The organism is Streptomyces sp. NRRL WC-3618 (assembly GCF_001280005.1).
In the GTDB taxonomy this organism is placed as follows: Bacteria; Actinomycetota; Actinomycetes; order Streptomycetales; family Streptomycetaceae; genus Streptomyces.
In genome coordinates this window covers 1-13,556 of record NZ_LGDW01000458.1, presented here as the reverse complement: position 1 = coordinate 13,556, position 13,556 = coordinate 1, and the positions used below count along the sequence as shown (strand labels likewise).

Genomic DNA, 13,556 nt, shown 5'->3' with positions numbered 1-13,556 from the left:
GCCGCCGTCTACTTGAGACCGATCTCCGCACAGGCCGCCGCGTACTCCGCCGTGCAGATGTCCTGGACCGTGTACACGCCGTCCTGGATCACGGTGTCCTTGATGTTGTCCTTCGTGAGGGCCACCACCGGTACCAGCTGCGACGGGATCTTCTTCGTCGTGGGGCTGTCGACGCTGTCGCGGGTCAGCGCGTCGAACTCGATCGAGCGGGCCTGGACCTTGGCCACCGCGATGGACGCGGCGTCGTTGGCCTCCAGGATGAACGACTTGTAGACGCTCATGTACTGCTCGCCGGAGACGATCCGCTGCACCGCCGCGAGGTCCGCGTCCTGCCCGGTGACCGGCGGGATCTTGGAGGCGCCCGCCTCCTTCAGCGCGTCGATGGCCGCGCCGGCCATGCCGTCGTTCGCCGAGTAGACGGCGGCGATGTTGCTCAGCCCGACGGTCTTGATCGCCGTCTCCATGTTGGCCTTGGCGACCTCGGGCAGCCAGTCCTTGGTGTTGTACGAAGCGGCGATCTGGACCTTGCCCTTGAGCTCGTCCATCGCGCCGGTCTCGAACCGCGCGGTGTTCGGGTCCGTGAGCGAGCCGTTGATCATGACGATCTTGCTGCTGGCGGCCTTGCCGCCGAGGGCCTCGACGATCGAGCGGCCCTGTACCTCGCCGACGAGCTCGTTGTCGTGGGAGACGTACGCGTCGATCGGGCCCTGCGCGAGCCGGTCGTACGCGATGACCGGTATGTCGGCGTCCTTGGCCTTCTCGATCGCCGGCACGATGCCCTTGGCGTCGATCGCGTCCACCACGATGACGTCCACCTTCTCGGCGATCATCTCCTCGAGCTGCTTGGTCTGCTTGCTCTCGTTCGCCTCGGCGTTGGCGTAGAGGACCTTGCCCTTGCCGTTGGTGAGGGTGAGGACCTGCTTCTTGAAGAGCGGGTAGTCGAACTTCTCGAAGCGCTTCGTCTTCTTGTCGGGCAGGAGGAGCCCCACCGTGATGTTGTCGCCCTTCTTGGGCGCCGCGGAGTCGCTGCTTCCGCCGGCGCCGTCCATGACACCGCACGCGGCGAGCGAGAAGGCCGAGGCAGCCGCCGTCGCCGCGATGGCGGTACGGCGTACGGCGGTCCGACGGGGGATACGAGCGTTCACGGCAGGTGCCTTCCAGGCGGGTAACAGCATGACGAACCCAGATACAGAACAGTTAGGGAAGCCAACGCGGCGGCAGCACGTGACGTCAAGAAGTGCTGGTTAACGAGATGGCAACAGCGTGACTGTTGTGCATGGGCAATGTCTGAGCGTCAACTGCTCTGAAGTGTATGCCCGTTCAATAATGATCGAAGGCGTCCGGCACCCTCCTGAACAGGGACGAACGGGCCTCGCCGCGCACAAACCTCACACAAGAGGACCCCGCCTCCGCAATGGAGGCAGGGTCCTTGGTCGTTGCCGTAGCCAATCCTGTAACTGTTCGCCGTTTCCGGTGACGCTCCGTCAGCCACACTGACAGGGGTTGCCCGACTGGCAGCCGCACCCGCAGCCGGAGCCACAACCGCAGGCGCCGAACAGGGGAAGGGCCTTGATGTCGGCGGGGTGTTGGGTGTCGCGTTCCCGCGTCGGGTCGGGCGTGCTGGGGGTCTCGGCCATCGGGCCCTCCTGGAGAGCTGGTCCTGGAGACGGATGCCTGCTCGTTGTCTGGTGCCTTCTCCCCATTGCATGCCCGTCCCGCCGGGCGCATCAACGGCGCACAGAGGCTCGCGCACACCTCGGGGGCGTGCGGCAGAACCCGCACGCCCCTCAGGGGAGTTACGCCCCCTCGACCCCCGTGGGGGGCTGAACGTCCGCCTGCAGCTCGTCCGCGTGCTCTCCGGTCACCAGGAACACGACACGCTTGGCGACGGCCACCGCGTGATCCGCGAAGCGCTCGTAGTAACGGCCCAGCAGCGTGACGTCGACCGCCGTCTCGATGCCGTGCTTCCAGCGCTCGTCGATCAGGTGCCGGAAGAGCGTGCGGTGCAGGAGGTCCATCTCGTCGTCGTCCGTCTCCAGCTGCATCGCCAGGTCGACGTCCTTGGTGATGATGACCTCGGCCGCCTTCGCCATCAGGCGCTGCGCGAGCTGGCCCATCTCCAGGATCGTGGCGTGCAGGTCGCGCGGGACCGCGCGGTCCGGGAAGCGCAGCCGGGCCAGCTTGGCGACGTGCTGGGCGAGGTCGCCGGAGCGCTCGAGGTCGGCGCTCATCCGCAGCGACGTGACGACGATCCGCAGATCGGTCGCCACCGGCTGCTGGCGGGCCAGCAGCGCTATGGCGCGGCCTTCCAGGTCGTGCTGGAGCTCGTCGACCTTGGCGTCGGCCTCGATGACGCTCTCGGCCAGCTTCAGATCGGCGTCGAGGATCGCCGTCGTGGCACGCCCGATCGCCGACCCGACAAGTCGGGCCATCTCGACCAGACTATCGCCGATCGAGTCAAGTTCCTCGTGGTACGCGTCACGCATCAGGTGTCCCTCTCTTGACGTCCGTTCGGGGGCGAACAGCGGGCCCCGTGACCCCCACGCTCCCACGTTCGGCCCCGGACGCGTCGTTTTCCGCCCCGACAAATGAATCAATACTGGCTCCAAGGTGAACTCTGGGCGACGAGTGTCGGAGGTCGCACGTTGATGGCTGTGGCCAGGTCGTATCCCATGCCTAACCTGAACGCATGGACGTGAACGCGGCAGTCGCCGCAGCGGCAGCGATCGCCGGGGTGCTCACCGGTGTCATCGCCATGCTGGCGTTCCGCTGGAGCGAGCGCGACCAGAAGCGCCCCACCCGTAGCTCCCTGCACACCGACCCCGTGCTGCCGCCCGGCGTCGACACGGTGCTGTCCGTGCTGCGGTCCTCGGCCGTCGTACTCGACGAGGCGGACGCCGTCGTCAAGGCCAGCTCGGCGGCGTACGCACTCGGACTGGTCCGTGGCGGAAAGCTTTCGGTGGAGCCGATGCTCCAGATGGCTCGCGACACCCGGCGCGACGGCGAGATACGGCAGGTCGAGCTGGACCTCCCCAGACGCGGCACCGGCCGCGGCGAGGGCCTCGCGGTCTCCGCGCGCGTCGCCCCGCTGGGCTCGCGGCTCGTGCTCCTCCTCGTCGAGGACCTCACCGAGGCCCGGCGCATCGAGGCCGTACGCCGCGACTTCGTCGCCAACGTCAGCCACGAGCTCAAGACCCCCACCGGCGCGCTCTCCCTCCTCTCCGAGGCCGTCATGGGCGCCTCGGACGACCCGGAGGCCGTCGAGCGCTTCGCGGGCCGGATGCAGATCGAGGCGACCCGCCTCACCAGCCTCGTCCAGGAACTCATCGACCTCTCCCGGGTGCAGAACGACGACCCGCTGGAGGACGCCGAGCCGGTCCGCGTCGACGAACTCGTCGCCGAGGCCGTCGACCGCTGCCGCCACCAGGCCGGCACCAAGCACATCACCATGGCCGCCGGAGGCACCGCCGACCTGCGCGTCTGGGGCAACCGCGGCCAGCTCGCCGCCGCCCTCGGCAACCTCGTCGAGAACGCCGTCAACTACTCGCCCGCCGCCACCCGCGTCGGCATAGCGGCCCGCCGGGTGAACTCGCCGGGCGGGGACCTGATCGAGGTCGCCGTGACCGACCAGGGCATAGGCATCTCCGACAAGGACAAGGAGCGCATCTTCGAGCGCTTCTACCGCGTCGACCCGGCCCGCTCCCGCGCCACCGGCGGTACGGGCCTGGGGCTCGCGATCGTCAAGCACGTGGCCGCCTCGCACGGCGGGGAGGTCACGGTGTGGAGCTCCGAGGGCCAGGGCTCCACGTTCACCCTGCGGCTGCCGGAGGCGGGCACCGGCCGCCGAGCCCGTGCGAACCGGCCGCACGTGTACGACCATGACTCCCACCCCGAGTCACTCCCAGACTCCGACCCCGAAGCCGGGGACGGACCGTCCGACCCCGGCGAAGTGGCCGACCGGACCACCGGTACATCCCCTTACGATCCGCTTCACGCCCCGGAGGTCCATCCGTGACCCGAGTGCTCGTCGTCGAGGATGAGGAATCCTTCTCCGACGCCCTTTCGTACATGCTCCGCAAGGAGGGCTTCGAGGTCGCCATCGCGGCCACCGGCCCCGACGGCCTCGACGAGTTCGAGCGCAACGGCGCCGACCTCGTCCTGCTCGACCTGATGCTGCCGGGCCTGCCCGGCACCGAGGTCTGCCGTCAGCTGCGCGTCAAGTCCAACGTCCCGGTGATCATGGTCACCGCCAAGGACAGCGAGATCGACAAGGTCGTCGGCCTGGAGATAGGGGCCGACGACTACGTCACCAAGCCCTTCTCCTCCCGCGAACTGGTCGCCCGCATCCGCGCCGTCCTGCGCCGCCGCGGCGAGCCCGAGGAGGTCACCCCGGCCGCGCTGGAGGCCGGCCCGGTCCGTATGGACGTCGACCGCCACGTGGTCACCGTCGCCGGCGACAAGGTCGACCTCCCGCTCAAGGAGTTCGACCTGCTGGAGATGCTGCTGCGCAACGCCGGCCGCGTGCTGACCCGTATGCAGCTCATCGACCGGGTCTGGGGCGCCGACTACGTCGGTGACACCAAGACCCTCGACGTCCACGTCAAGCGCCTGCGCGCCAAGATCGAGCCGGACCCGGGCGCGCCGAGATACCTGGTCACCGTCCGCGGCCTCGGCTACAAGTTCGAGCCGTAAACCGACCCGCACACGCGCGCGTACGCCGAAGGGCGGCACCTCCTGAAGAGGTGCCGCCCTTCGGCGTACGCGATTACTGAGTACGGGGTTACTGACCGGCCGTCGCCGAGGTGCTCGGCGTGGCGCCGGCGGCGGGCGTACCGGCCGCACCGGACGGGCTCGGCGAACCGGACGCGGCAGGCGCGCCGGAGGCGGGCGCGGACGGCGAGGGGGTGGTGGCCGGCGTCTCCGCACCCTCGGTCGGGCCCCACGAGGAGTAGAAGCTCTCCGCCGGGACGACGAACGCGCGCAGGCTCACGTCACCGGTCTTGCTGAAGGTGAAGGTGACCTTCTGCGCGTTGCCGTCCTTGACCGCCTCGCTGCTGCTGGGCACCACGGCGGAGGCGTTGCCCGCGCCGCCGAGGATGAGCGAGCCGCCGGCCGGGACGCTCAGGTCCTTGCCCTTGGCAGGCTTCAGCTCGGCGGTCTTGCCGGTGCCGGGGATGGTGATCGACTCAAGCGTCTGGGCGGTGGTGCCGGTGTTGAACACGGCCGCCGACACGGTGGCCGGGCCGGTCGACTCCCGCGCCGGCTGGGTGATCACGACGACGTTCTGCAGCTTGATGTCGCCGACGGTCGTGGCCGCGTTGTCCGGCTTGATCTCCAGCGTCTGGGCATCGTTTCCGGCCGCGCACCCGGCGAGCGTGGCGACCGAGAACGCGAGGGCGGATGCGGCGAGGGCGCCGCGTCGAAGGCTGCTGCTCACGGCGGCGGCAACTCCTTGGAACGCACGGGCAGCTCCCGATAAAGCCGCCCTAAGTGACTGTCAGCGGCCTCAGGTTACCGAGCCGTTCCCGCGCCGCCGCACCCGACCCGCCTCTACGGGCGACCGGGGCGCCCCGGTCGTCGCTCTGACCCCTTCCGGGGCACGGCGGTCCGGCATTCACATAAGTGCCGCCGACAAACAGAAGACCCCGTCCGGAAAATCTCCAGTGAAGGAAGGAGCGAAGGAACGGGTGAAGGAACCAGGGATGGAAGCTGTGAAGGAATGGACGGCATCGGGAAATTGATCATCCATGGCTCATCCACTCGATCGCCGACCCCCTTGATCAATTCCGGATTCGCCTCCCACCCGCCTCCGCTCATCGAACGGAGTAACGGAAGTAGCACACTTGGAAGCGGACATAAGCGGATGTTTGGTCGCCCGTCGGAGCCTCCGCGCGCGCGTGGCGCCTGGGTTTCGCTCCGTTCGGAGAGCCGCTCCGACCTGCGAATACCCCCCTCCCGTTCGTCTCCCGGGCGCTTCCGAAGCACGTTCCTGTTGCAGTTGTCAAGCCCCGAGATATGCCCTGACCTGCGAAAACGCCATTCAGAAGCTGCCGTTTCCGTGTTACCCTGGATAGCCACGGAAGGGGTACCTGTCACATGACGTTCAAGGTTGGCGACACCGTGGTCTATCCCCATCACGGGGCCGCGCTGATCGAGGCCATCGAAACTCGCCAGATCAAAGGCGTGGACAAGACCTACTTGGTGCTGAAGGTCGCCCAGGGTGACCTGACTGTACGTGTACCAGCGGACAATGCGGAGTTCGTCGGCGTACGTGATGTGGTCGGTCAGGAAGGGCTGGACCGGGTCTTCGAGGTCCTGCGCGCTCCGTATGCCGAGGAGCCCACGAACTGGTCGCGTCGTTACAAGGCAAATCTGGAGAAGCTCGCCTCCGGCGATGTCATCAAGGTCGCGGAAGTCGTGCGTGACCTGTGGCGTCGTGAGCGTGAGCGCGGACTGTCCGCCGGTGAGAAGCGCATGCTCGCCAAGGCTCGCCAGATCCTGGTGAGCGAGCTCGCGCTCGCGGAGAACACGAACGAGGACAAGGCCGAGGCTCTGCTCGACGAGGTACTCGCGTCCTGAATCGGGCTGAACACGGGCTCTGAAAAGGGCCCGCTCACTCAGCCTCAGCTCAGCAGCACAATGCTCAGCGCAGCACAGTGCTCAGCAGTACAAAGAAATGCCGCGGTGCCCGATGACGTATCCAATGTCGCCGGGCGCTGCGGCATGTTCGTGCCCGGATGTCCTGTCACGCATCCGGGGCACCACTGGCGCCATCAGCGAATTCCCTACCGGCAGTGGATTCTCCGCGGTAGCGGTGTCTCCGCGGTCTGCCAGTAGCACTGAAGTACTGACTGATACTTGGTGCGCCGGGCCCGGAGCCGACTCGACCGGAAGTCACGGAAGGGTCCGATCGAGGCTCGCGCCCGGCACTCCTCCAGGCCATACCCACGAGGGCTCGGCACACAAACCTGACAGGAACCGATGTCTGACGAATCGCGCCCCACACCGCCCGGGGCACGCACGGCCGCCGTGATTCCGGCCGCCGGCCGGGGCGTCCGCCTCGGCCCGGGTGCCCCCAAAGCGCTTCGCACGCTGAACGGCACGCCCATGCTCGTCCACGCGGTACGCGCGATGGCCGCGTCCCGCGCCGTCTCCCTCGTCGTCGTCGTGGCCCCGCCGGACGGCGCCGCCGAGGTCAGGACCCTGCTCGACGCCCACGCGCTGCCCGAGCGCACGGACTTCGTCGTCGTCCCCGGGGGCGAATCCCGCCAGGAGTCGGTGAAGCTCGGCCTCGACGCGCTGCCACCCGGCATCGACATCGTCCTCGTGCACGACGCCGCCCGCCCCCTCGTACCGGTGGACACCGTCGACGCCGTCATCGAGGCCGTACGGGACGGCGCCCAGGCCGTGGTTCCCGCGCTGCCGCTCGCCGACACCGTCAAGGAGGTCGAACCGGCCACCACGCCCGGGGAACCGGAACCGGTACTGGCGACGCCGGAGCGGGCGAGGCTCCGCGCGGTCCAGACACCGCAGGGTTTCGCCGTCGACACGCTGCTGCGGGCCCACAAGACGGTGACCGAGAATGTCACCGACGACGCGAGCATGGTCGAACAGCTGGGCCTGCCGGTCGTGGTCGTGCCCGGACACGAGGAGGCGTTCAAGGTGACCAGGCCGCTGGACCTGGTGCTCGCCGAAGCGGTACTCGCCCGCAGGAGGCTGAACCATGGCTTCTGAGCCCACCGCACCGGGGCCGGTGCTGCCCCAGGTCGGCATCGGTACCGACATCCACGCTTTCGAAGAGGGCCGGGAACTGTGGTGCGCCGGCCTGAAGTGGGAGGGCGAGGGAACAGGTCTCGCCGGTCACTCCGACGCGGACGTCGTCGCCCACGCCGCGTGCAACGCGCTGTTCTCGGCGGCCGGCCTCGGCGACCTGGGCCAGCACTTCGGCACCGGTCGCCCGGAGTGGTCCGGGGCGTCCGGGGTGACGCTGCTGACGGAGGCGGCGCGGATCGTGCGGGCGGCGGGATTCACCATCGGCAACGTCGCCGTACAGGTGGTGGGACCGCGGCCGAAGATCGGGAAGCGGCGCGAGGAAGCGCAGAAGGTGCTGTCGGAGGCGGTCGGGGCGCCGGTGTCGGTGTCCGGCGCGACGACGGACGGGCTCGGGTTTCCGGGGCGGGAGGAAGGGCTGATGGCGGTGGCCACGGCACTGGTCGCCCGTACCGGCTGAGTGCCGAGAGGCAGGGAGGCCCCGCTCCTGGACGGCAATGTCACGAATATGTGGCCCTTGTGCACGAGGGTCGCAGGGCACCAGGTGTGGGCCACTACCCTGGACCCGTGACCATTCGCCTGTACGACACCAGCGCCCGGCAGATCCGTGACTTCGTCCCGCTCACACCGGGTTGTGTCTCGATCTACCTCTGTGGTGCCACCGTGCAGGCCGCCCCGCACATCGGGCACATCCGGTCCGGGCTCAACTTCGACATCCTGCGCCGCTGGTTCACGTACCGCGGCTACGACGTCACGTTCATCCGCAACGTCACCGACATCGACGACAAGATCATCAGGAAGGCCGCCGACCAGGGCCGCCCCTGGTGGTCCATCGGTTTCGAGAACGAGCGGGCCTTCAACGACGGCTACGGCGCGCTCGGTTGCCTGCCCCCGACCTACGAGCCGCGTGCCACCGGGCACGTGACCGAGATGGTCGAGATGATGCGCGGCCTCATCGAGCGCGGGCACGCGTACGAGGCCGACGGCAACGTCTACTTCGACGTACGCTCCTTCCCCGGGTACCTCCAGCTGTCCAACCAGGAGCTCGACAACCTGCTCCAGCCCTCCGGGGACGGCGAGACCGGCAAGCGCGACCCCCGCGACTTCGCCATGTGGAAGGCCGTGAAGCCGGGCGAGCCGAGCTGGGAGACGCCCTGGGGGCGGGGCCGGCCCGGCTGGCACCTGGAGTGCTCCGCCATGGCGCACAAGTACCTGGGTTCCGCCTTCGACATCCACGGCGGCGGCCTCGACCTGATCTTCCCCCACCACGAGAACGAGATCGCCCAGGCCAAGGCCTTCGGCGACGACTTCGCCGGGTACTGGCTGCACAACGCCTGGGTCACCATGAGCGGCGAGAAGATGTCGAAGTCCCTCGGCAACTCCGTCCTCGTCAGCGAGATGGTCAAGGCCTGGCGGCCCATCGTCCTGCGCTACTACCTCGGCACCCCGCACTACCGCTCGATGATCGAGTACAGCGAAGACGCCCTGCGCGAGGCCGAGTCGGCGTTCGCCCGCATCGAAGGCTTCGTCCAGCGCGTCATCGAGAAGGCCGGGGGCGTCGTCGAGCCCTCCGCCGAGGTGCCGCCCGCCTTCGCCGAGGCCATGGACGACGACCTGGGCGTGCCGCAGGCCCTCGCCATCGTCCACACCACCGTCAGACAGGGCAACTCCGCCCTCGCCGCCGACGACAAGGAAGCCGCCGTCGCCCGCCTCGCCGAGGTGCGCGCCATGCTCGGCGTCCTCGGCCTCGACCCCCTCGACCCGCACTGGGCCGGGGACGGCGCCGACCGGGGCGAAGACCTCCACGGGGTCGTCGACAGCCTCGTACGACTCGTCCTCGACCAGCGTGAGGCCGCGCGCGGACGGAAGGACTGGGGCACCGCCGACGCCATCCGCGATCAGCTCAACCAGTCGGGCCTCGTCATCGAGGACGGTCCGCAGGGGCCGCGCTGGACCCTCGGCCCGCGCTGACCATTTCCGCACAAATACCCGCATCTCCTTGATCGATTGTGCCGCTCGGGTCTCCGGGCGGCACACTCGTAGACGTACACACGCACGCCTTCACACAGACAGGTAGGTCATGGCCGCTAACAACCGCCGCATGTCCGGCAAGAAGGGCGCGCAGGTCGGCAGTGGCGGCCAGCGGCGCCGGGGGCTCGAAGGCAAGGGCCCGACGCCGCCCGCCGAGGCGCGCAAGGGGCACAAGAAGAACCGTATTGCCGGGGCCAAGGCCAAGCAGCTCCAGCGGCGGCCCGCGCCCAAGGGGCGCGGCGGACGGACCTCGTCCGAACTCGTCGTCGGACGCAACTCGGTCGTGGAGGCGCTGCGCGAAGGCGTGCCCGCGTCCATGCTCTACGTCCAGCAGTTCATCGACAACGACGAGCGGGTACGCGAGGCGCTCCAGCTCGCCGGTGAGCGCGGCGGCATCCACCTCATGGAAGCGCCCCGTCCCGAGCTCGACCGGATGACCAACGGCCTCAACCATCAGGGCCTCGTCCTCCAGGTCCCGCCGTACGAGTACGCGCACCCCGAGGACCTCGCCAACGCCGCCTACGACAACGGCGCCGACCCCCTCATCGTCGTCCTCGACGGTGTCACCGACCCGCGCAACCTCGGCGCCGTCGTCCGCTCCGTCTCCGCCTTCGGCGGCCACGGGGTCGTCGTGCCCGAGCGGCGCGCCGCCGGTATGACCGCCGGCGCCTGGAAGACCTCCGCCGGCGCGGCCGCCCGTACGCCCGTCGCCCGCGCCACCAATCTGACGCGCACCCTGGAGGCGTACCAGAAGGCCGGCATCGTCGTCGTCGGTCTCGCCGCCGACGGGGAAGCGGAGCTCGGCGACCTGCCCGCCCTCGGCGGACCCGTCGTCATCGTCGTCGGCAGCGAGGGCAAGGGGCTGTCCCGGCTCGTCGGGGAGACCTGCGACCACCTCGTCCGGATCCCGATGCCCGGTGGAACCGAGTCCCTCAACGCCGGTGTCGCGGCCGGGATCGTGCTCTACGAAGCGGCCCGCCGCCGCGCCTGAACACGCGTGCACGCCGTCACCCGTACGGGGGATTCCCGGCGGGTGACGTGACCTTGACGCGGTCCGGACACATCCGCCAAGTCAAAGGCAGTGTCCTAACGTCACGTCACTCGGTTAGATGAGTGTGGACACCAGAACACCCCGCACACCCACGGGGGACCGCTCGTCGGGATACGACGACGCTCCCGCGCTGAGCATGGTGAAGGTGCCGAGCGATCCGGCGCAGGTCATCGTCAACCATGCGAGCTTCCGCGTGCAGTTGGGGGCCTCGACCCGGCGGGCGGCACCGTCGTCCCGCGTCGCCCGGCACCTCGGCGCCTCCCAGGACACGACGCGCGTCCCCGTCGTCGGCGCCGGCGGCGCCACGGCCGTCCGACGCCGGGCACCCGTCGTCTGGAGCGGCAGGTCGGCGCCCGACGACACCGGCGCACACCGCCTGCTCCAGGCCGTACGGGGCTCCAGCGTGCGCCACGGCGAGCAGCCGCCGGCCGGCGACGCCGGAGCGACCCAGGTCATCCCCCGCATCGGCCCTGCCGACGGTGAACTCGACTACGCCGGCAGCACCCTCGACCAGACCGTCGAGACCCCGATCGTCGGCAGCCAACGCACCCACGGCTCCGACCCCGGCCGCCTGCTCCCCCACATGCGCACCAGCGGCAGCGCATACGAGGAAGCCGGATATGGCGACTCCGGGTACGGCGACTCCAGGTACGGCCAACACGGCTACGGCGACGACGAGTTCGGCTACGAGGGCGACGAAGCCCACGAGCGGGACGCCGACGGACGGCGCACCGGCGGCAAACGCCACACCAACGACCCCGTCCGGCACGCCTATTACCCCGGCCGCCGGATGAACCTCGGCGTCGTCCTGCTCCCGCTGCGCATCTTCCTCGGCTTCATCTCCATCTACGCCGGCATGGGCAAGCTCTGCGACCCCGTCTACTTCGACGGCGGCAAACGCGGCTCCATGGTGAAGTGGCTCAACACCCTGCACCCCTGGGAAGTCGCCGAACCACTGCGGCAGTTCGCCCTCCAGCACCCCGTAGGCTCCGGACTCGTCATCGCCTTCCTCCAGGTCATCGTGGGAGTCCTCACGGTCCTGGGCCTGTGGCAGCGGGTCGCCGCGGTCGGCGGCGCCCTGCTCTCCGCCGCGCTGCTCCTCACCGTCAGCTGGAAGAGCGTCCCCGTCTACGACGCCCCCGACATCATCTACCTGGCGGCCTGGTCGCCGCTGATCATCGCCGGCGCCCCCGTCTACTCCATCGACGGCCGCCTCGCCGGCAGCGCCTGGCGCCGGCTCGGACCCCGTACGGACATCTGGGAGCTGCGCGCCTACGTCCTGCGCCGCGGCGCCCTCGTCACGGCCGTCGTCATCGGGCTCACGCTCCTCATCGGCTCGCTCCTCGGCGGCGCCGTCCGTGACGCCGACCGCGTGGTCGTCCCCGGCCCCGGAGAGGCCCCGCGCAACGAACTCCCCGGCTCCCCGCTCCCCGAGCAGTCCCGCGAACACCGCGCCTCCAAGAGTCCCTCGGCGGCCACCAAGTCACCGACGCAGAGCGCCACTTCGGCCTCTCCCGCGACCGGCGGCGCCACCACCCCCGAGGAGGCCCGCGAGAGCGGCAGCGTCACCGGAAGCCGGCCCAGCCAGACCCAGCGCAGCGCCGGCCAGGCCCCGCCGCAGCAGACCACCCCGGTCCAGCAGGCACCCAGCACCACCACCGCCGGACCGTCCTCCTCGGGCGGCAGCACGGGCACCCCCGGCGGCACCGACGGAGGCTCCACGGGCGGCAGCACCAGCGGTACCGGCGACGGCAGCACCGGCGGCTCCTCCACGGGCCAGCCGGGACTGGTCGGCGGCCTCCTGGGCTAGCGGCAGGCAGTTACGTGAACGGGGTCCCGCGCTGTGACAGCGCGGGACCCCGTTTCCTTCACGTACGGACAAAAGCTTTCGACGTACGCCGCCTCAACGGCCCAGCGCCGCAAGCTCCTTCGCGGCCTCGGTGAGGTCCTTCGCGGTGTCGATGGCACGCCAGTAGGCACCGTGCGGGATCGGGAAGCCGGCCAGCCGCAGTTCGCGGGCCAGATGAGGGAACGTCGTACGTTCGTGGTCGCCCCGCTCCGGGAGGAGGGCGGCGAACTCGGAGGAGAAGACGTACACGCCCGCGTTGATCTCGAAGGGCGACGGAGGGGACTCTATGAAGTCCGTGATGTGACCGAACCCGTCCGTCTGCACGGCGCCCCACGGCAGCCGCGGACGGGCCAGGGCGAGGGTCGCCACGGCGTCCCGCTCGGTGTGGAAGTCGGCCATGTCACGCAGCGAGAAACGGGTCCAGATGTCCCCGTTGGTGGCGTACCAGGGCTGGTCAGGGGCGGGAAGATGTGCGGCGGCGTACCTCAGGCCGCCGCCACGGCCGAGAGGTTCGGTCTCGACGACCGTCGACACGTTCAGTGGCAGGTCGGCGGTCGCGAGCCACTTCTGCAGCACCTCGGCGAGGTGTCCACAGCTGACGACGACGTCCGTCACGCCCTCTTCGGCGAGCCAGACAAGCTGATGGCCGATGATCGGCGTCCCCGTGCCGGGGATCTCGACCATCGGCTTCGGCCGGTCGTCGGTGTAGGGGCGCAGCCGGGAGCCCTGGCCGCCGGCGAGGACCACGGCCTGAGTGGGACGCGAAGTGGCGTTCGGATCGGTCATGTTCGAACTGTACGGGGCGCTCCGCGGGTTTTGGGGGGTGAGGTGAGGGCTTGGGGGTGAGGTGAGGGT

12 protein-coding genes are annotated in these 13,556 nt (G+C 69.6%); 8 read left to right on the top strand and 4 right to left on the bottom strand.

Translation table 11 applies throughout. The annotated features are described in order from the left end of the window. Positions 1–8: 8 nt before the first annotated feature. Both ADL01_RS32550 and phoU read right to left on the bottom strand, forming a co-directional pair. Entirely contained in the window at positions 9–1,145 is a 1,137-nt protein-coding gene (locus ADL01_RS32550) for a sugar ABC transporter substrate-binding protein (RefSeq protein WP_053745630.1), read from the bottom strand. A gap of 651 nt (positions 1,146–1,796) precedes the next feature. Beyond that, a complete protein-coding gene (gene phoU, locus ADL01_RS32545) occupies positions 1,797–2,486 on the bottom strand; it encodes a phosphate signaling complex protein PhoU (RefSeq protein WP_053745629.1) in 690 nt (229 codons plus the stop codon). Between the two features lie 203 nt (positions 2,487–2,689). On the opposite strand from phoU, the gene ADL01_RS32540 reads away from it, so the two are divergent. Together ADL01_RS32540 and ADL01_RS32535 are read left to right on the top strand one after the other, a co-directional pair. Beyond that, on the top strand, positions 2,690–4,015 hold the full coding sequence (locus ADL01_RS32540) for a sensor histidine kinase (RefSeq protein WP_053745628.1): 1,326 nt from the start codon (positions 2,690–2,692) through the stop codon (positions 4,013–4,015). Then, positions 4,012–4,692, top strand: a complete 681-nt coding sequence (locus ADL01_RS32535; protein ID WP_053745627.1) for a response regulator transcription factor — start codon at positions 4,012–4,014, stop codon at positions 4,690–4,692. Before ADL01_RS32540 ends, ADL01_RS32535 begins: the two co-directional genes overlap by 4 nt. An 88-nt stretch (positions 4,693–4,780) precedes the next feature. Here ADL01_RS32535 and ADL01_RS32530 read toward each other — a convergent pair whose 3' ends face one another. Next, positions 4,781–5,437, bottom strand: coding sequence for a hypothetical protein (locus ADL01_RS32530; RefSeq protein ID WP_053745626.1), 657 nt, complete (start codon positions 5,435–5,437; stop codon positions 4,781–4,783). A 659-nt stretch (positions 5,438–6,096) separates the two neighbouring features. Here ADL01_RS32530 and ADL01_RS32525 point away from each other — a divergent pair. The 6 genes from ADL01_RS32525 (at position 6,097) to ADL01_RS32500 (ending at position 12,662) form a co-directional block, all read left to right on the top strand. After that, positions 6,097–6,579, top strand: coding sequence for a CarD family transcriptional regulator (locus tag ADL01_RS32525; protein WP_006380568.1), 483 nt, complete (start codon positions 6,097–6,099; stop codon positions 6,577–6,579). 402 nt (positions 6,580–6,981) lie between these two features. Continuing rightward, positions 6,982–7,734 carry a 2-C-methyl-D-erythritol 4-phosphate cytidylyltransferase gene (ispD, locus tag ADL01_RS32520; protein ID WP_053745625.1) on the top strand — a complete coding sequence of 251 codons (753 nt, stop codon included), beginning with the start codon at positions 6,982–6,984 and terminating at the stop codon, positions 7,732–7,734. After that, the gene (gene ispF, locus ADL01_RS32515) at positions 7,724–8,230 is read left to right on the top strand and encodes a 2-C-methyl-D-erythritol 2,4-cyclodiphosphate synthase (RefSeq protein ID WP_053745624.1); all 507 of its coding nucleotides are present in this window, start codon (positions 7,724–7,726) and stop codon (positions 8,228–8,230) included. The genes ispD and ispF overlap by 11 nt, the downstream gene beginning before the upstream one ends. Positions 8,231–8,337: 107 nt before the next feature. After that, on the top strand, positions 8,338–9,741 hold the full coding sequence (gene cysS, locus ADL01_RS32510; RefSeq protein WP_053745623.1) for a cysteine--tRNA ligase: 1,404 nt from the start codon (positions 8,338–8,340) through the stop codon (positions 9,739–9,741). Between the two features lie 109 nt (positions 9,742–9,850). Further along, on the top strand, positions 9,851–10,792 hold the full coding sequence (gene rlmB / locus ADL01_RS32505) for a 23S rRNA (guanosine(2251)-2'-O)-methyltransferase RlmB (RefSeq protein ID WP_053745622.1): 942 nt from the start codon (positions 9,851–9,853) through the stop codon (positions 10,790–10,792). A gap of 118 nt (positions 10,793–10,910) precedes the next feature. Next, on the top strand, positions 10,911–12,662 hold the full coding sequence (locus tag ADL01_RS32500; protein WP_234354872.1) for a DoxX family protein: 1,752 nt from the start codon (positions 10,911–10,913) through the stop codon (positions 12,660–12,662). A gap of 93 nt (positions 12,663–12,755) precedes the next feature. Here the strand turns inward: ADL01_RS32500 and ADL01_RS32495 are convergent, their stop codons facing one another. After that, on the bottom strand, positions 12,756–13,487 hold the full coding sequence (locus tag ADL01_RS32495; RefSeq protein WP_053745620.1) for a nucleotidyltransferase family protein: 732 nt from the start codon (positions 13,485–13,487) through the stop codon (positions 12,756–12,758). Between the last annotated feature and the right edge of the window lie 69 nt (positions 13,488–13,556).